Here is an 18,308-nt window from a genome sequence, read left to right on the forward strand (position 1 = left end):
TTAGAAATTAAATATCACAGGACAAAACAAATCCAACAGATATTTAATCTCAAAGACCAAGTCCATAGGACAATGAAATTGTATGTAAGCCCTGCCTGAGGGCAGGGATTATATAAAAAGAATGAATTCTCATTCACTTATCCAATCCGGTTGATAGTTGGACAAGTAGGGGAGCCTTACATAGAAGGTTATATCAACAAAATTGAAAAATAAAAAAAAGGAGAGGATTATGAAAAACAAATTATTTTCAATTTTCACAGCACTAGCAATGGTCCTAGGAATCCTAGTATCCCCATTCACAAGTGCTCATGCGGCTGATGAAGTTACAAATTCAGTAACACTTCATAAGATGTTAATTGACAAAGATAATCTAGATCAGTTTCCAAAAGAAGCTGGACAAGAAGGATTAGATAAGTCAATTTATGATGGTAATGCTCTAAAAAATGGATACTTCGGAGCAAATGCGAAAGACATAGGCGGAGTATACTTTGCATGGGCAAAGAAAGACACTGACGGCGAATACTACTGGGCAGACAAAGATGGTAATATCATTGGAGAGAAAAAAGAAGAAGCAGATACCAGAGTAAAAGCTGAAAAAGGCAAATATAAAGATATGCCAGAAAACACCTACGGTGGTCTTACAGAAGATAATAACGGTTTTAAATTTAATACTGCAAAATTTTCAGGAACCTACAAAATTTTTGAAATCGAATCAAAATCAACATATGTAGGTGAAAATAATGACTCAACACTAACAGGATCAAAAGCAGTTCCAGTAGAAATTACACTTCCACTAGTAAACGAAAAGGGTGTAATTGCAGATGCACACGTTTATCCAAAAAATACAGAAGATAAACCAACCACAAACAAAGACTTCTCTAACAAATTTGATCAAACAACTCCAAATGGAAGAGATTACAATACAGATGAAACAGAAGTCCAAGGGAATCCAGAAATATCAGAAAAAGAAAAGAAAGAAGCTTGGGAACCAAAAAACGTTGGTGACAAAGTGGATTACACAGTTAAAACAACAATTCCAGCAAATGCTAGATATGCAACAGCATACTGGAACGACGAAATGACTGATGGTCTTACACTTGACATAAATTCTGTTAAGCTTGCTTATACAGGTAATGATAATGTTACATTAACAATAGATCAAGACTATACTATAAAACCAACATCAAATGGCGGGAAACAAGGTTTCGAACTTGAATTTACTCCTACTGGTCTAGAAAAAATCAACAACAAGCCTAATGAAGGTACAATTACAATAACATACTCAGCAACACTAAACGAAAATGCAGTAGTAGCAGTACCTGAATCAAACGACGTTAACTTCTTCTATGGTAATAACCCAAGAAAAGGTAACACACCAAAACCAAACTATCCAGATGAAAATGGTAATTTAAAAGTTACAAAAACATGGGACGACGGAGTATGGGCAGAAGGCGAAAGTGCTACATTTAGACTTGTAGATGCTCAAACTGGTAAAATGGTTACAGCTGATGATCTAGTTCAAGGTAACGCTACAAAAGAAGATTTTGAAGCATACAAGAAAGAATTTAAATCTGAACAAAAAATTGGATACAACCAAGAAGATAAAACAGCAACATGGAAATACCTAGACAAAAACAAACAATATAAAGCAGTCGAAATTGACATGACAGCTGGTACAGAATCTTCATATGAAGTAAATAATAAAGGTGAGATTGTTGTTGTAAACCACAAAACAAACAACCCAGCACCAATCAACCCAACTGAACCAAAAGTTGTAACATACGGTGCAAAATTCGTAAAAACAAATGCTGATGGAACAGAAAGACTAGCTGATGCTGAATTTGCAGTTAAAAACTCAGAAGGTAAATTCCTAACAGGAACAGCAGCAGACCGTACAGCATATCAAGCAGCTCAAGATGCTTACCTTGCTAAAATTGAAGAATATAACGGCAAAAAAGCAGAAGAACAAACAGATGAATTAAAAGCAGAAATCAAAAAGCTTGAAGAAGCAAGAGACAAAGCTTGGAATGCAACACTAAAAGATATGACTCAATGGGGAGATAAAGATAATGCAATCAAATTAAAATCTAACAAACAAGGTCAATTTGAAATTGCTGGTTTAGCTCCTGGAAAATACACCTTAGTGGAAACAAAAGCTCCAGAAGGATACGTAAACGCAGAAAAAGCAACTCTTGAATTTGAATTTGAAGTTACAAAAGATGGTCAAAAATTAAAAAATATTGACTTTGGCGTAAAAGATGATAAAGAAGCTGACAATGCTCAACAAGTTATCAACAAGAAAGTAACAATCCCACAAACAGGTGGTATCGGATCACTAATCTTTGTAGTAGCAGGTCTTGCAATCATGACATTCGCATACACAGCCTACAAAAAAAGCCAATACCAAGAAGCTTAATTGATAATTAAGTAAATAAATAAAACAAAAAGGGCCTCAGGCCCTTTTCGTTTATAAATAATTACTTAATGGAATATTGTAAGAAAGTAGGATGGATTTAAAAATGAAACTAGATATAACTATAGGGATTGTAACTTTTATAAGGAAATTACATAATGATAGAAAAAACAAAGAATATAATTTAACAAAAAGATAAGAAAAATCTTGAATTTTGTAATACAATATTAATGGTTTTTAATCTTAATAGTATTAGAACAAAAATAGAAATATATAATTTATTTTATAATAAATATATAAAAATATTAATCAGTTACCAACATTCATACAATACGACTTTATTGAATTATATAAATATTACAATGAATATTAATTAGAACTTACATTATTTGGATCAAAATATTATAATGAATCACAACCTGAGGAGAAGATTCTAGATACTGAGAAATCTAGAGATGATCTATACAATCGATATAATAATATATATGAGATATACTGTAAAAACTTAAAATATTGATGAAAAAGTTATTTTATAGAAAGAAAAAATAAAAAAAGATCAAACTATTAATAATGAAAATATATATTATAATAGTTAATATATTAAATTTTTATAATTTTTATGAAATCCATGACTTAAATAATTTCTCTTATATATTTACATACTAAAATGTCATACATAGAATACTGATATTATAAGATAATTTTTAATTATTAGATATTATTGTAATCAATAAGTAACAATATAATATTGAAGTAGTTGAACGAAACTTATAACAAGTGATAAAAGTACTAGTAGTTATGATCTATATTTTATATAGCTGATATAATTAGGAGTTGAAGATGGTTGATTTTAGAAAAAAAGTTGCAAATAAAAATAAATTAAAAGTTACAGATCCTATTAAATTATATGATACACTTGATAGAAAAAGTATCGCTGGACCTTTGAGACCTATACAAGAATATTCTTTAAGAGAGTGGTATGAAAATAGAAAAGAAGAAAAAGACTTAATTATAAAACTTCATACAGGAGAAGGTAAGACATTAATTGGATTGTTAATTTTATTATCATCAATAAATCAAGGTTATGGTCCTTGTTTATATGTTTGTCCTAACATTTACTTAGTTAAACAAGTATGCAATGAAGCCGATAAATTTGGAATCCCATACTGTGTAATAAAAAGTAACAACGAAATTCCTGAAGAATTTATTTCAGGAGAGAAGATACTAATTACTCATGCACATAAAATGTTTAATGGCAGATCAATATTCGGAATAGGAAATAATTTTACGAAAGCAGGAACAGTAATTTTAGATGACTCACATGCGTGTATAGATGTTTTAAAGGACGCATTTACAATAATTATAAGCAAAGATACTAATAAAGCTGTTTATAACAAAATATTGACACTTTTTACTGATGATCTAATAGAGCAAGGGGAAGGTAGCTTTTTAGATATTAAATCTGGAGAATATGATACATTTATGCCAGTTCCATATTGGGCATGGAATGATAAAAGGATGGAAATGCTTAAAATTTTATCTGATAATTCAGCATTAGATGAAATTAAATTTGTATGGCCATTATTAAAAGATAAAATATTAGATTACTCATGCTTTATATCAGGTAAAAAAATAGAAATCTCTCCATATAATATTAATGTTGAGAAATTTGGAACGTTCTCAAAAGCTAGTAGACGAATCCTGATGTCTGCTACAACCCAAGAAGATATATTTTTTGTTAAAGGTTTGAATTTTCCTAGTAGCGTTATAAAAAATCCAATTAATTATCCTTACTCAAGGTGGTCTGGAGAAAAAATGATATTATTACCATCATTAATAGATGAAGATTGTGATAGGGATTTAGTTGCGGCCAGAGTAGGAGTGGGTGAATCTAATAAGCATGGTATCGTTACGATTGTTCCTAGTACAAAAAAAGCTGTATTTTATAATAATTTGGGTTCGATTTATCCTAAAAATAATGATCAACTTTTAAATGCCGTAGAGAATTTAAGAAAAGGAATTTTTGATCGAAATATTGTAATAAATAATAGATATGACGGTATTGATTTACCTGATGAAAGTTGCAGGGTTCTAGTTATTGATTCGATGCCATATTTAAATAGTTATTCAGATCGATATGAAGAACGATGTTGCCCTAACAGCGAAATAATCAATAAAAAATTAGCACAAAAAATTGAACAAGGACTTGGTAGAGCTGTACGTGGAGAAAAAGATTATTGCGCAATTTTAATTATAGGTTCAGATATTGAAAAATTTATGAGAGGAACACTAACTAGAAAATTTTTCTCGGCTCAGACAAAAAAACAAGTAGAAATTGGATTTGATGTTGCAAAAATGGCTAAAGAAGACATTAATGATGATGATCACCCAATGGATCAAATTTTTACACTAATAAATCAGATGCTAAATAGAGACGAAGGTTGGAAAGAATATTATACTAATGAAATGAATGATATTACTGAAGAAAGCATAGATACTAATATATATGATAGATATACTCAAGAAATTGCACCAGAGAAATTATTTTCACAAGGTGAATATGAAAAAGCGGTAGAAATGATGCAAGAATTTATTGATGGTTTTATAAAGGATAAACTAGAAAGAGGGTGGTATTTAGAGCACATGGCAAGGTATGCATATATGTACTCAAAAGAAAAATCCAAGAAATTTCAGAAAATAGCATTTATAAATAATCAACAATTATTAAAACCGAGAAATGTTATCGAGTATTCAAAAATTAGCTTTTTGAATGAGAATAGAATAACAAATTTTAAAAAGTATATTTTAAAATACCAAAGTATTGAAGATTTTCTTCTTAATATTAATGAAGTTATAGAAAATCTTTCGTTTGGGATAGAATCAGAAAAATTCGAATCAGCTTTAAAAGAACTAGGAGATTTTTTAGGATATGTAAGTCAGCGCCCAGATAAAGAGATTAGAAAAGGCCCTGATAATTTATGGAGTGTATCTAATAACAAATATGTTTTTTTCGAGTGCAAAAGTGAGGTCAAAGAGAATCGAGAATTTATAAATAAATATGAAGTAGGACAATTTAATAATCATTGTGGGTGGTTTAAGAGTCAATACGGAGAGATGGTAGATGTATTACGTATAATTATTATTCCTACGAATAAACTATCGTATAACGCAAATTTCACCGAAGAAGTTTATGTAATGAGTATATCGGGACTAATAAAACTTAGAAATAATTTAACAAAGTTTATAAATGAAATTAAACATTACGATTTTGATTCTCTATCCAATGAAAGTATTCAAAAATATTTTAATATGTACTATTTAAACGTTGAGGACTTTAAAAATAAATATCTTGAAGAAATATTAGAACATAAGGAATAATTGTCAATAATTTAGATGATGCTTTATTTTGAGTCAGGGATAACGAAACTGATTAAAGCCACCCAAATCGAGATAAGTTGATCTTATTATAGCTTATAGAAAATCACAATCTGTTTAAGCTTAAAAGATTAATAAAAAACTTAATTTTTAGTATTCCTATTAAGTAGTACAAAGTAAAAAGGGAATCCATTTTTTACTTTGTACCATCTAACTTTAGCAAAATATAATTTTAGAATATTAGGTGTATGCATTATAAGTATATAAATCGTTATTTACAAAACTAATTAATATAAGTTTTCCAAATTGACAATAATAAAATTTAAAAGTGTGGAGTTTATGATAATGATGATTGATATTAATTTCAGGGTGGTGAAAAAGCTTCACTTTTAATTCTTAAGAGAGCATATGAAATTTTTGGTAATTATAGAAGAGAGACTTAGCTTCGTGATTTTAAAGGAGCAGTGTTTGTATAAAAGGTGTGAACTTTGCAATAAGGAGTTTGATGAGTTACAATTGACAAAAGAACATTACCCAGCTAAAAGTGTGGGAAATAATGACTTGGTTCTTATAAATTTATTTGATGTGTGTGAGGATATGATACAAGCTCCTAATTAATTTAGATATATTTTTAATTCTGGTCTAGGATTTTCGGGAATTGAGAATTATTATTCAAATAGTGAAACGTCAGAGAGCATATATCCAGAAGGTAGGTATGCTAGGACTTTGTGTAAACAATGCAATAGTTTTTTAGGTAGATATGACGAGGCTTATAAAAAGTTTTATGATAATGATGGAGATCCAAAGAAGATTAAGTGTTTTTCTAGGGAGACCAAATTAAGAATAATAAAGGCTATTTATGGTAAATTTTTATCACTTCCAGAAACCAATGGAGAAGATTTAGATTTTAGAGATTTCATTTCAGAAGAAAGATGTGAAGAGTGTAGAGGTGAGTGGAGATTATTTTTTATAAAAAGAGATACAATTACAAGTGATATGCAAACTGCAAAACTAAATTATGATAATGGAGTAGTTTATCATTTGAGTTATGATAAATTTATTTTCGACTTATTAAATTTTGAAAAACCAAATAAATATTTTATGAATAATATTTTTGATATTTTGGAAAAAAATTACAAACTGCAAGTTAAATCTGTTGAAAAAGATGGATTTTATAGCGAAGCTTTTATTACAAATCTATTTAGGAATCTTCTCCAATACATAAAATGGAGATATTATTTGGGCAATAGGCAATTAAAATGTAATTAACAGCAAAGTGGAATGTTATCAGTGGTAGTAATATCTGTTTATTTAATAAATGGTAAGGTAAGGGAGGGAAATATCGGGAACTAAATTAAAATTGATTGCACAAGGATATGAAATTTAGGTTATTGCTTATGAAAATCAAGAGGATTATATAAGTTTGACCGATATTGCTAAACAGAAAAATCCGTATGCACCTGCTGATGTTATCAAAAATTGGCTTCGAAGCAGAAGAACTATTGAATACTGAGATCTTTGGAAACATTAAATAATTCTGACTTTATACTGGTCGAATTCGACCAGAATAAAAATGAGTCTGGCATCAATACTTTTGTATTAAGTCCTAAAAAATAGATCGATTCAACTATATCTAGAAAGCCAATGGACTTACCAATCTCAAAATAAACAGAACAATAGAGTTCCCTCGCGTTCGTTCGGGAAGGTAAAGGGGGGAGGTTGGGATGATAGTAGGGGATTCAATCACATTCTCAATATATTAAGAAAAAAGTTAAAGAAAACTACAACTGCAAAGCTTAGTAAACACATAACTCTGAGCGAGAGCATCAATTTTATCTCAACTGGACAGAGTAAAGCTCTGTCACTACCACCTCAACAGAGCGGAGCGACGAGGGGTCTCATAGTTCCCTTTGCTTTAGGTTCTGTTTGTACATTGGGATATTTATAAGGACTAATGTTCCAATCATTACAGATATGTTATAATATAAAAAAAGGAGATTTCCTTATGTATTATGTCTACATCCTAGTCAACAAATCTAACGGCAGAATATATGTCGGTCATACATATGATTTAAGAAAAAGAGTCTGGGAACACAAATACCACGTCAATCCAAATTCTTTTACAGCAAGATACAACATTACTAAATCAGTATATTTCGAGTATGGAGAGGATTATTACGAAACAAGAGCGAGGGAAAAGCAGATTAAAGGATATAGGCGTGAGAAGAAATATGCCTTGGTCGAATCGAACAACCTATATTTTAGAAAATTGTACTATGATTTGTTTTAGATAAGCTTATAAGTGTTACATATAATATATGGATACTAGTAATGTAACTACAACTGGGTATAATAATAGTAACCATGATGTTGTAGAAGTAAATGCATGGTTTCGACCAAACAAAAAAGACGAGCGTAGGGCTCGTCTTTTTTTATGCTAGTTATCATCGAGTTTACTATCTAGCCATTTGCAGATTAAGTGACCAACTACATCTACTGCGATAGTAACTATGATGTTGTAGATTTTTTGCATGATCTCACCTCCTTGCATGCTAATGGAAGCGATGATAACATATGTATTATACTATATTTGTATTAAGAAAAGGAAGATATTTACTGTAGATTCCTCGTCGAACCCTTCGGATTCTCTGTCGGAATGATTTATTTGAAATAGGCATGTAAATTCATACACTTATCAGATTATCATAAGATAAGGGATTAGATAATACTAGAAATTAATTTACAACTGGGTATAATATCATTAACCATGAATTCTAGAAATCTGCATGGTTTCAACCGAAAAAAGACGAGCCTGCACGCTCGTCTTTTTCTTTATGCTAGTTATCATCGTTTGCTTCTCTGTCTAGCCATTTGCAAATAAAGTAACCAACTATACTTGCTGCGACAGATATTATGAATTCTAGAAATTTTTGCATGATTTCACCTCCTTCCATGCTAATGGAAGTGATGATAACGTATATATTATACTATATTTGTATTAGGATAAGGAAAAATATTAACTGTAGATTCCTCGTCGAACCTTTCAGGTTCTCTGTCGGAATGACGTATTTGGGGGACTGTAATTTTTTTATATTAACTATGCCTCGACCTATCATTACTCCAAAAACCCGTCATCCTGAGGAGCGATAGCGACGTGAGGATATCGAGTTTGTAAATTTTGGATTTAACTGAACTGCAAAGTACTAGCTGTAGATTCCTCGTCGCTCCTTTTAGTCGCTCTGTCGGAATGACGTATTTGAAGTATAATTATTTTAACAATGATTTTGTAGAAGTAAATGCATGGTTTAAACCACAGAAAAAGACGAGCACTTTTTGCTCGTCTTTTTCTTTTGGCTATTATATATTCTAATTTACTTTTTTTCCTAGTCCTAATTTTCCCAATATCCATCCTATTACAAAACAGACTAGGGATGGGATAAACCATGTGAAGCCGAATTGGGCTAGTGGTAGGGATTTTATTATTTCTACTAGTGCTCCTAGTCCTAGTTGTTCTCCGAATGTTTCTATTACTGCGACTATCGTTACTCCTATTACCATTAGGATGTATGCCATGTTGTATGGTACTTTTTTGTCAAATATCATGTAGAATACTAGGGCAATTATTATTGGATAACCTATAGTTAGTACTGGTACTGCTAGGTTAATTATTGCGTCTACTCCGAGTGATGATAGTAAAAAGCTTATGATTGTTACTACGATTACTGTGTAGATGTATTTTACTTTGCCGTGGGTTAATTCTTCTATGAAGTTTCCTGCAGATGATGTTAGTCCTATGGCAGTTGTAAGGCAAGCTAGGGTTACGCATACGCTTAGGGCAAATTTGCCGAAGTTACCTAGAGTCATGTAAACTAGGCTTACTAGAATTTCTACACGAGAGTCATCTGCTGTAAATAAGGAGCTTCCGCTTGCGCCAAGATAGGTTAGTCCACCGTAGACAAGACTTAAAAATATTGATGCAACTATTCCTACTGAGATTATGAAGCTTAGGCGGTCTTTAGGGCTTTGCTTGCCATAGCCTTTTCTCATAAGATCAGCTACAACTATTCCTGTAAATAAAGGAGATGCGAAGGCATCTAGGGTTTGATATCCCTCGTAGAAGCCTTTGACAAAGTATCCGCCTTCTACTGGAACGTCTACTGGTTTTCCTATTGGACTTATTATAGCTTTTATTATTACTATAAATAGGAATACTAACAAGGCTGGAGTTATGTATTTTCCGATGATATTTACAACATTGCTTTCCTTGAAGGATAGGGCAAAGGTGATCGCGAAAAATACTATTGTTACAACCCAGATTGGTAGATTTGGGAAAAAACTTTGAAAGCCTACTTCATAGGTTGTGGCTGCAGTTCTAGGTATAGCAAAGGCTGGTCCTATGCAGATTATAGCTAAAAGTGTTAGGATTTTGGCGAATTTATCTCCTACCCTTTTTCCTATGTCTACTGCCCTTCCTCCGGCAGCTGCAGTTACTATTACTGTTAATATTGGAATAACGGGATCTGCTAATAAAAAACCAACCATTGTGGCAAGCCATCCGTCCCCAGTTATTACGCCCAAGTAGGGTGGAAATATTAAGTTACCTGCTCCAAAAAATATTGCAAATAGGGCAAGTCCACTTATTAATATGTCTTTTTTTCTATTGGTCAAAACTTACTCCTTAGTGTAATGATTATCTTAAATCGTATTATACCGCTGCAAGGATAAATGTAAAAAAATTCTTTTATATTTATTATTATGAATTATATTTTATTATTTTAATTTCCTGATTTTTCCTATCAATTAAATTCTAATATGATATAATTAGAGAGAGGTATTATGATTAATTTATTTTTCGATTATCTATTTATGCCACTTGTCATGGTTTGTGTGGCTATGACTTTGTTCAATTCTATTATGGAGAAGAAGAAGACTTTCATTATAGCTTCTGCTATAGTTTTGACGGTGGCTGTTGTGATAATAGCATTAGTGTATGACAAGCTTTACGAGAGGCTTTATATTCAGATATACTTATTCTTATTTATGTTATCTATTGGACTAGTTATCCTTGCCCTAAAAAAGCAGGAGGATACTTTTACAGTTATTGGAATAGTATTGATGCTCGCTATGCTTATTATTTTGTTTGAGTTTTCCTTATTTTAAGTTTTTGAAGAGGTATTATGATTGAGATTAATAATCTAAACAAAGTTTATGAAAATGGTTACGAGGCTCTAAAGAGAATCAACCTTGATATTGAAGATGGTGCCTTGGTTACGCTTTTAGGTCCTTCTGGTTGTGGCAAGTCTACGATCCTTAATATTATTGCAGGTATCCTAGATCCTACCAAGGGAGATATCAAGTTTGATGGGGAATCTATCGTGAATAAACACCCCAAAGATCGTGATATAGGAATGGTGTTCCAAAACTACGCCCTATATCCACATATGACTGTTCTTGAAAATATTATATTTCCCCTAACAGTGGGTAAGAACAAGATTAAAAAAGATAAGGCAATTAAGATTGCTCAAAAGTACATGGATCTTTGCTATATAGATGAGATAAAGGATAAGAAACCAGGACAAATTTCTGGTGGTCAACAACAAAGGGTTGCCATAGCTCGTGCTCTTATCCAAAACCCAAAGACGCTTTTACTAGACGAACCTTTGAGTAACTTGGATGCTAGACTTAGACTTTCTATTAGAGAAGAGATTAGAAATATAGTCAAGGAAGTTGGTGTTACAACTATATTTGTAACTCACGATCAAGAGGAGGCTCTGTCTATTTCTGATTATATCGCTCTAATGGATGGTGGTGTGATCCAACAATATGACAAACCACAAAACCTATACCTAGATCCAGCCAATCTTTTCGTTGCGAAATTCATAGGAAATCCTATTATCAATATTTTTGATTTCAAAAAAGAAGGTGATAGCCTAGTGACAGATGAGATAAAGATTAGCCTAAGTGATTTATCTAAGGATAGGTTTAGGGAAAGTTTGAGTCTGGATAAGTATCTAGTTGGTATTAGACCTGAACATTTCATTTTGGATAAGGACAGCCCAGTTCGTGTCAAGGTTTCATCTGTAGAGATGATAGGTAGATATATGGTAGTGCATTTCGATTTGAACAATCAAGCTACAAAGATGATTGTAGATAGCAAACTTGATATAAAACCTAACGATGAGATTGGCATAGCTATCGATTATTCGTCAATATATATATTTGAGGAAGACGGAAAGAGAGTCTACTAATGAAAAAGCTAAAGTATTCCGCAGAGAAAAATAACAAGGCTTGGTTGTATCTGGCTCCAGCACTTATTGCTATCCTTGTTTTTTCTGTTTATCCTTTAATCAGAACTTTTGTTATGAGTATGCAAAACAATAATATTTTAAATCCTACTTATGTTGGTTTTAAAAATTTCCCTATTGTTTTAAATGATCCGCTCTTTAGGAGGGCTATGGTCAATACCTTGGTGTATTCTGTAACTGTAGTTCCTCTATCAATAATTATTTCTATGTTTATAGCGCTTGTTTTAAACACTAATATCAAGGGTGGCAAGTTCTTTGAAACTTTGTTTTTTATCCCTTATCTAACAAGTGTTATAGCTATAGGTATTGTATTTAGATACCTTCTCCACGGTCAATATGGTTTTGTAAATTACCTCTTGGGTTTTGTGGGAGTTGGACCGATAGATTTTCTAAATGATCCCCAATACAATATGCTTGCCCTAATCATATTTGGAGTATGGAACGCCTTGGCATTTAATATTATAGTTATTCTTGCAGGACTAAGGTCTATAGATAGAAACTATTACAAGGTAGCTGAGATGTTTGGGGCAAGTCCATGGGAACAATTTAGAAAGATTACCCTACCTCAATTAAAGTCAATTATTACATTTTTGTTTTTGACAAGCTTTATTTCAGCTTTCAAGGTGTATAATTCAATCTTTGCTCTATTTAACGGAAGGGCAGGAGTAGGAAACAAGCTAGTAACAGCTGTATTTTACATCTACAACAAGTTCTATGTAGAATACAGGTACGGTCAAGCGATGGCTGCTGGTGTTATATTGTTCCTTTTCCTTTTGGTGTTGACTTTCCTACAAAAGAAGATCATAGAAAGGATTGGTAGATAATGAACAAGGTGCTAAAAGTAATTGGATATATATTTGTAGTTATCATGGCGATTATTACAGTATTTCCATTTTTATATATGATTTCATCATCTCTAATGAGCTTTCAAGAGGTAACTAGTATTCCGCCAAAGCTTATTCCAGAGAAGCTTATGTTTGAAAACTACAGGGAGGCTATGAAGGTTGCTCCTTTTGCTAGATATTTTATGAACACTATTGGAGTTTCTTTAGTAAATACACTAGTTACTCTATTTACGACAACACTTGCAGCCTTTGCCCTTAATTTTATGAATTTTAAATATAAAAAGCTCCTCCAAGGCTTTATGTTATCCCTACTTATGATTCCTTTTGAGATAATTATATTTACGAACTTCTCAACCATAGCAAGGTTAGGTCTGATTGATACTTACGCTGCCCTTATAATTCCATTCTTGGCGTCAGTATTTTATATCTTCTACCTAAAGGAGTTTTTAAGTTCTATTCCTATGGATTTTTATAAGGCAGCCAAGGTAGACGGAGCAAGCGACTTTGAGTTTATAACGAGAGTTATGATCCCAATGAGCAAGTCCACCCTATTTACTATTGGACTACTAAACTTTATTACAGGTTGGAACTCATTCTTGTGGCCAATCCTTGTAACAAACTCAACGAACATGAGGTTAATTTCAAACGGTCTATCTGCTTTTGCTACAGAAGCAGGTCAGCTAATCCACCTTCAAATGGCAGCAAGTACAATAACTATAATGCCAATTTTAATATTATATTTCATATTTAGAAAGCAAATCCTAAGCGGAGTGTCCTATGGAGGTATCAAGAGATAACTTGTTAAAGCTTGATTAAATAGTATATAATACTAGTGAAGGAAATATTTGTAAAATAAAGGAGATTTTATGAAAAAGAAATTATCGTTATTGATGGCTTTAGTTTTGTCATTAGGAGCTTTCACAGCTTGTGGATCTAACAATGACAAAGAAGCTGATACTTCAACAGATACTAAGGTTGAAGAAGAAGCTAAAGATACTAAGGAAGAAGCTGGCAAAGAAGAAACTGGAAAAACCGACGGTCAAACAGAAATAGTATTCTGGCATGCTATGGGTGGTGGACAAGGCGAAGCTCTTGAAAACTTGACTAAAAAGTTTGAAGAAGAAAACCCAGATATCAAGGTTACTCTACAAGGTCAAGGTAAATACGGAGACTTAAACCAAATTTTAGTTAACTCAATGCAATCACCTAAAGATCTTCCAACAATCACTCAAGCATATCCTGATTGGATGATCCAATTTAAAGATGCAGACATGGTAGCAGATATAACAGACTATGTTAAAAATGACATGGACGATTATGATGATATCTTGCCAGGTGTAAGAGAAGAGCTAGAAAAAGATGGCATGATAGAAGCTCTACCATTTAACAAATCAACAGAAGTATTTTGGTATAACAAAACTCTTTATGATGAACTAGGATTAAAAGAGCCTACAAGTTTTGAAGAGTTAAAGGAAAATGCTAAAAAAATCTACGAAGAAAAAGGAATCCCAGGAGCAGGATTTGATTCACTATCAAACTTCTACCTAACATATCTAAAAAACAAGGGAATCGAATTTGATGAAAATCTTGATGTTGCTTCTCCTGAATCTATCGAAGCTGTTGAATATTACCTAGAAGGTATCAAAGAAGGATACTTTAGAATAGCAGGAACAGACCAACACTTATCTGGTCCATTTGCAAACGAACAAGTTGGTTCATTTGTAGGATCAAACGCTGGTGAAGTATATGTAAAAGAAGCTCTAAACGATAAGTTCGAATACGCTGCAGCTCCTTATCCAGCAGAAGAAGCCTTCCAACAAGGTACAAACATTTATATGTTTGATAAAGCAAGCGATGAAGAAAAACAAGCAGCATTCAAATACATGCAATTCTTAGCTAGCAAGGATTCACAAGTTGAATTTGCTATAGCTACAGGTTACATGCCAGCAAGAAAATCTGCTGTAGAAGATGAAACATACAAATCATCTGACTCAAAGATTGCACCAATCCTTGATAAGGCAAGTGAGAAATTATTCTCAAGACCACTTGCTCCAGGTAGCCAACAAGCTTACAACGATGTAGCAAGCTTACTTGAAAGCATTCTTTCAAACCCAGATGCAAATGTAAAGTCAGAGCTTGAAGCTTTTGCTCCACAATACAAGGCAGATTTTGAGCAACAATAATAAGCAAGTAAAAAAGGCAAGGAAACTTGCCTTTTCTTATGCCTAAATTTATGTAGAAAATATTAGTCTAGGTCTAATTTTAATTGGATATTGTATTCGTCTTTTATCTTTTTTATTAGTCTTTGAGCTATTTCTTCTATATCTTCATCTTTTGTAATTTCTTCTTCTTTCAATTTGTCAAAAGGCAAGAGGATATAGGAAAGCTTGCTGTTTTTGATAACTCCAGCATAGCCATTTTCATCTGCATGTCTTGCAAGCTTTGAAAAGTTGGAACTTATTTCTGTTATTGAATAAAAGTTTTCACTGTTGATTTTCATATTGGCCTCCTATTTGATATATAGCCATTTTTAGGAGATTTTAACCAAAAGAAAAAGGGGATGTTGCAAAACTATGAATAATCATCGTACCATCGTTAGAAGGTTCTCTTAGCAAATTTTCAGTGGAGCCTGCCGGCTAATGGAGGCAAAATTTCCGTGGAGGTTCTTCTAACGATAAAGGTACGATTTATTCATTCTACAACATCACCTTAAAAATTTTTTATAAGCTCATTGCATCAACGATTAGTTGTAGGTAGTTAGCTGTATCTTTTAGAGTAGCTCCTGTAACTGCATCGATTGTGCCGTCTTCTTTTTTAGAATCAATTGCTTCTTTGATTTCATCAGCTGTTTTGCCAGCAACGAAGTTTTCTATAGCTTCAAAGTTATCTTTGATAGATACTGTTGATTTTCCTTTTTCGGCCATTTTTTCTGAGTATTTTTCGTTGTTTTCAAGTTTTGAACCAAGAACTTTGTTTTCTTCTGCATATCCTTGTGTGAAGTCAGTTCCTTCTTTAGCAATTCCCATTCCATCTTCGATGTATTGGAATTCGTCAAAGCTTGCAGCAACAACTTTGTCACCTTCCATAGCAACTACAGCATCAGCGAATGATTTTTCTCCGTGTGGAGCACCTACTATAGATTTGAATGTGATTTCTTCTGGGTTTTCAGCGTGACCTACAGAAACGAAATCTTCACTCTTAGCTACTTCTACGACTTGGTTTAGTAGAGATGGTGTAGATTTGAATGTTGCACCTGTTACAGCTTCTATGATTTCATCATCTGATTTTTCTTTTAGGAAATCTTCTAATTCAGAGATTGTTTTTCCTTTTGCAAAGTTTGCGATTCCTTCGTAAGTTTCTTTTAGACTTGTAGGAGATCCAGCTTCTTTCATTTGAGCTGAGTATTTTTCTTCGTTAGCCATTTTTGAAATAAGAACTTTGCCTTCAGCTGTTCCTTCTCCAAATTCCTTGTCAGAGTTGTTTACTCCTTCAAAATCTCCATCTGCTGAATCGTATTGATATTCGTCAAGAGAAACACCAACGATCGTATCTCCACTTGTTGCTACAACGATTCTTGGGAAAGATCTTGATTCATCGCTTTTTGGGTATCCTCTGTGAAGCATTAGGTTACCTTCATCTGTTTCAGCGTCAGTAGATTTTACTTCTTCGTCTTTTTTATCTTCTTTAGCTTCGTCTTTTGTTTCTTCCTTGTTAGCATCATCTTTTGTTTCTGTTTCAGCTTCTTGGCTTACTTCAGTTTCAGCTTTGTTATCAGCTTCTTTCTCGTTTGTATTTGAGCAAGCGCTTAGTACTAAAGCAGATGCTAGCATTAGAGTAGCTATATTTATTTTTTTCATATTTTCCTCCTAATAATATAATAGCCTAATATATATATTATATTATTTAAAGATAAAAAAGCAAATCAAGACAATGGTAACAATTGCATAAAAGTCTTTTATTTTTCTAAATAATTTGATATAATAAATTTATAAAATTAAAGATATTGGCAAGGCTAATTGATTATAGGTAGTTTTTAAGTAAACTACCTTTTTTTTAGGAAATTTTAAGGAGTCTGTATGAAAAAAATCAATGTAAACAATGAAATTAAGCCACTAAAGAAGGTCTTGTTACATAGGCCAGGAGAAGAGCTACTAAATCTAACTCCAAATGCTCTTGATGAACTTTTATTTGACGATATACCAGATCTTGAAAAAGCTATAGAAGAGCACGACAATTTTGCCAAAATATTTAAAGATGAAGGAATAGAAGTAGTTTATTTAGAAGATTTGATGGCAGAAACATTAGACCAAAATAAAAATCTAAGAGAAGAATTTTTAGAAAAATATCTAAAAGAGGCGAATATTTCAGATGAACTAGCCTATAAGGAATCAAAGAAACTCTTAGAATCTATAAAAGATACCAAAGAATTTGTCCTAAAAACTATGAGCGGAATAACTCTCAAGGAATTAGGTATCAAAAATGATAAGGTAATCTACAACCAAAAATATACTGCAATCAACCCAATGCCAAACCTATATTTTACTAGAGATCCATTTTCATCAATTGCAGAGGGTGTATCAATTAACTCAATGTATTCTGTAACTAGGTCAAGAGAAACAATCTATGCTGATTATATCTTTAACTATCACAAGGATTACAAAGGAACTAAAAACTTCTACGGCAGGGGCAAGGACTATCATATAGAAGGCGGAGACATACTAAATATCAACGAGAACCTTTTGATGATTGGAATCAGCCAAAGAACTGAACTTGATGCTATTAGAGTACTCGCTAAAAACGTGTTAGAAGATAAAGATAATGATATAAATGAGATAATTGGGGTAAATATTCCGAATGAAAGGGCATATATGCACCTTGATACTGTCTTTACTCAAATAGATGTTGATACCTTTACCTATCATCCAGGTATAATTTCAACCTTCCACGCTGTAAAGTTTAGCCTAAGAGATGGGGAAATGAGTGAAGAATTTATAGAAAAATCCCTAGATGATTTATTAAAAGATGCCCTAAAACTAGACAAGATAAACCTCTTGCCATGTGGCGGAGGAGATCCAATAGCAGCCCTTAGAGAACAATGGACAGATGGATCTAATACCCTTGCGATAGCACCGGGCAAGGTAATTGTCTATAAGAGAAACACAGTCACAAATCAAATGCTTGAGCTAAACGATATCGAGGTTATAAAGCTAGATTCATCAACCCTAACCGTAGGTAGGGGAGGACCAAGATGTATGTCCATGCCTTTGATAAGGGGAGATTAATATATTTATAAAAAAATATTAAAATTTTATATAAATTAATTTGAAAATTAAATATATTCAAAGTATAATTGAGATATAGTAGAAAAAG

The 18,308-nt window shown here is 32.5% G+C and carries 14 protein-coding genes; 11 read left to right on the forward strand and 3 right to left on the reverse strand.

Features of this window, described 5'->3' with window-relative positions:
* Positions 1-229: 229 nt before the first annotated feature.
* The 5 genes from E0D87_RS04015 (at position 230) to E0D87_RS04035 (ending at position 8,078) form a co-directional block, all read left to right on the forward strand.
* Positions 230-2,416, forward strand: a complete 2,187-nt coding sequence (locus E0D87_RS04015; protein ID WP_130819429.1) for a pilin N-terminal domain-containing protein — start codon at positions 230-232, stop codon at positions 2,414-2,416.
* Positions 2,417-3,253: 837 nt separating this feature from the next.
* A complete protein-coding gene (locus E0D87_RS04020; RefSeq protein ID WP_130819430.1) occupies positions 3,254-5,791 on the forward strand; it encodes a DEAD/DEAH box helicase in 2,538 nt (845 codons plus the stop codon).
* Positions 5,792-6,256: 465 nt separating this feature from the next.
* Positions 6,257-6,406, forward strand: coding sequence for a hypothetical protein (locus tag E0D87_RS09095; protein WP_165442724.1), 150 nt, complete (start codon positions 6,257-6,259; stop codon positions 6,404-6,406).
* Positions 6,407-6,514: 108 nt separating this feature from the next.
* Positions 6,515-7,057, forward strand: a complete 543-nt coding sequence (locus tag E0D87_RS04025) for a hypothetical protein (RefSeq protein ID WP_130819431.1) — start codon at positions 6,515-6,517, stop codon at positions 7,055-7,057.
* 736 nt (positions 7,058-7,793) lie between these two features.
* Positions 7,794-8,078: a GIY-YIG nuclease family protein gene (locus tag E0D87_RS04035; protein WP_130819432.1), complete on the forward strand. Its 285-nt coding sequence runs from the start codon at positions 7,794-7,796 to the stop codon at positions 8,076-8,078.
* 1,076 nt (positions 8,079-9,154) lie between these two features.
* Here E0D87_RS04035 and brnQ read toward each other — a convergent pair.
* Positions 9,155-10,456 carry a branched-chain amino acid transport system II carrier protein gene (gene brnQ, locus E0D87_RS04040; RefSeq protein ID WP_130819433.1) on the reverse strand — a complete coding sequence of 434 codons (1,302 nt, stop codon included), beginning with the start codon at positions 10,454-10,456 and terminating at the stop codon, positions 9,155-9,157.
* Positions 10,457-10,624: 168 nt separating this feature from the next.
* On the opposite strand from brnQ, the gene E0D87_RS04045 reads away from it, so the two are divergent.
* The 5 genes from E0D87_RS04045 to E0D87_RS04065 all read left to right on the forward strand — a co-directional run bounded on the left by E0D87_RS04045 (position 10,625) and on the right by E0D87_RS04065 (position 15,121).
* Entirely contained in the window at positions 10,625-10,948 is a 324-nt protein-coding gene (locus E0D87_RS04045; RefSeq protein ID WP_130819434.1) for a hypothetical protein, read from the forward strand.
* Positions 10,949-10,965: 17 nt separating this feature from the next.
* Entirely contained in the window at positions 10,966-12,036 is a 1,071-nt protein-coding gene (locus tag E0D87_RS04050) for an ABC transporter ATP-binding protein (RefSeq protein ID WP_130819435.1), read from the forward strand.
* Complete coding sequence (locus tag E0D87_RS04055) at positions 12,036-12,917, forward strand: carbohydrate ABC transporter permease (RefSeq protein ID WP_130819436.1); 882 nt, start codon at positions 12,036-12,038, stop codon at positions 12,915-12,917. The genes E0D87_RS04050 and E0D87_RS04055 overlap by 1 nt, the downstream gene beginning before the upstream one ends.
* The gene (locus tag E0D87_RS04060) at positions 12,917-13,735 is read left to right on the forward strand and encodes a carbohydrate ABC transporter permease (protein ID WP_130819437.1); all 819 of its coding nucleotides are present in this window, start codon (positions 12,917-12,919) and stop codon (positions 13,733-13,735) included. The genes E0D87_RS04055 and E0D87_RS04060 overlap by 1 nt, the downstream gene beginning before the upstream one ends.
* A 69-nt stretch (positions 13,736-13,804) precedes the next feature.
* Positions 13,805-15,121 carry an extracellular solute-binding protein gene (locus E0D87_RS04065; RefSeq protein WP_130819438.1) on the forward strand — a complete coding sequence of 439 codons (1,317 nt, stop codon included), beginning with the start codon at positions 13,805-13,807 and terminating at the stop codon, positions 15,119-15,121.
* A gap of 62 nt (positions 15,122-15,183) precedes the next feature.
* Here the strand turns inward: E0D87_RS04065 and E0D87_RS04070 are convergent, their stop codons facing one another.
* Positions 15,184-15,438 carry a type II toxin-antitoxin system Phd/YefM family antitoxin gene (locus E0D87_RS04070; protein ID WP_130819439.1) on the reverse strand — a complete coding sequence of 85 codons (255 nt, stop codon included), beginning with the start codon at positions 15,436-15,438 and terminating at the stop codon, positions 15,184-15,186.
* 220 nt (positions 15,439-15,658) lie between these two features.
* Positions 15,659-16,795 (reverse strand): peptidoglycan-binding protein, encoded by a 1,137-nt coding sequence (locus E0D87_RS04075; protein ID WP_130819440.1) that lies wholly within the window; start codon positions 16,793-16,795, stop codon positions 15,659-15,661.
* A 219-nt stretch (positions 16,796-17,014) separates the two neighbouring features.
* Between E0D87_RS04075 and E0D87_RS04080 the strand changes: the two genes are divergently transcribed.
* Positions 17,015-18,220, forward strand: a complete 1,206-nt coding sequence (locus E0D87_RS04080) for an arginine deiminase (protein ID WP_130819441.1) — start codon at positions 17,015-17,017, stop codon at positions 18,218-18,220.
* Positions 18,221-18,308 lie beyond the last annotated feature (88 nt).

The sequence above is a fragment of the Anaerococcus vaginimassiliensis genome (assembly GCF_900626155.1).
GTDB classification, from domain to species: Bacteria; Bacillota; Clostridia; order Tissierellales; family Peptoniphilaceae; genus Anaerococcus; species Anaerococcus vaginimassiliensis.

Coding starts and splice junctions, on each gene's coding strand:
- E0D87_RS04020 (WP_130819430.1), top strand. CDS start 3,254: ATGGTTGATTTTAGAAAAAAAGTTGCAAATAAAAATAAATTAAAAGTT.
- E0D87_RS04015 (WP_130819429.1), top strand. CDS start 230: ATGAAAAACAAATTATTTTCAATTTTCACAGCACTAGCAATGGTCCTA.
- E0D87_RS04065 (WP_130819438.1), top strand. CDS start 13,805: ATGAAAAAGAAATTATCGTTATTGATGGCTTTAGTTTTGTCATTAGGA.
- E0D87_RS04070 (WP_130819439.1), bottom strand. CDS start 15,438: ATGAAAATCAACAGTGAAAACTTTTATTCAATAACAGAAATAAGTTCC.
- E0D87_RS04035 (WP_130819432.1), top strand. CDS start 7,794: ATGTATTATGTCTACATCCTAGTCAACAAATCTAACGGCAGAATATAT.
- E0D87_RS04050 (WP_130819435.1), top strand. CDS start 10,966: ATGATTGAGATTAATAATCTAAACAAAGTTTATGAAAATGGTTACGAG.
- E0D87_RS04060 (WP_130819437.1), top strand. CDS start 12,917: ATGAACAAGGTGCTAAAAGTAATTGGATATATATTTGTAGTTATCATG.
- E0D87_RS04080 (WP_130819441.1), top strand. CDS start 17,015: ATGAAAAAAATCAATGTAAACAATGAAATTAAGCCACTAAAGAAGGTC.
- E0D87_RS04045 (WP_130819434.1), top strand. CDS start 10,625: ATGATTAATTTATTTTTCGATTATCTATTTATGCCACTTGTCATGGTT.
- E0D87_RS04055 (WP_130819436.1), top strand. CDS start 12,036: ATGAAAAAGCTAAAGTATTCCGCAGAGAAAAATAACAAGGCTTGGTTG.
- E0D87_RS04075 (WP_130819440.1), bottom strand. CDS start 16,795: ATGAAAAAAATAAATATAGCTACTCTAATGCTAGCATCTGCTTTAGTA.